This is a genomic window from Megasphaera sp. MJR8396C, assembly GCF_001546855.1.
Classification (GTDB): Bacteria; Bacillota; Negativicutes; order Veillonellales; family Megasphaeraceae; genus Megasphaera.
Window position 1 is genome coordinate 3361 of the sequence record NZ_KQ958199.1, and the last position, 527, is coordinate 3887.

Consider the following 527-nt stretch of genomic DNA (forward strand, 5'->3'; position numbering starts at 1 on the left):
TCGCACGACCTATACCCATCAGGACCGCGATTCCTACTCCGGTCACAGCAATCGCTTTGAATTAGGAAAAGATTTTGTCATGACTCGCAATGACGGCAGTACGATCCATCAAGGTGTCGTCTTCACCTATCTTCGCGGTAAAGACTCCTTTGCTGATGGAAACGGGAAATACAACCGTTACAGTGGTGCTCTCTACCACACCTGGCTCGGAAACGATGGCCGGTATGTCGACGTTGTCGGCCGCATCGGTAGGGTCATGGGCAACAGCCATACCTTCCTAATTAATGGCGACCAGTCGGACAGCTCCTTCGGTACCTGGTACCAACAGGCCAGTGTCGAAACGGGCCGCAGCTACGATTTGAAAGACGGCTGGTATTTTGAACCGCAGGCACAGCTGCAGTACACGCACATGAACAGCAAGTCCTACACCAGCAGCGATGGAATCAATCACGACTTAGACAGCGTCAACAGTTTCATCGGTCGCTTAGGCTTCCGCTTGGGACAGAATATTAATGAAAAAACGAGCT

At 51.4% G+C, this 527-nt stretch carries 1 protein-coding gene; it reads left to right on the forward strand.

Annotated elements, in window-relative coordinates:
* Positions 1–527, forward strand: a 527-nt coding sequence (locus HMPREF3201_RS11910) for an autotransporter domain-containing protein (protein WP_197408274.1), incomplete at both ends; no start/stop codon positions are given.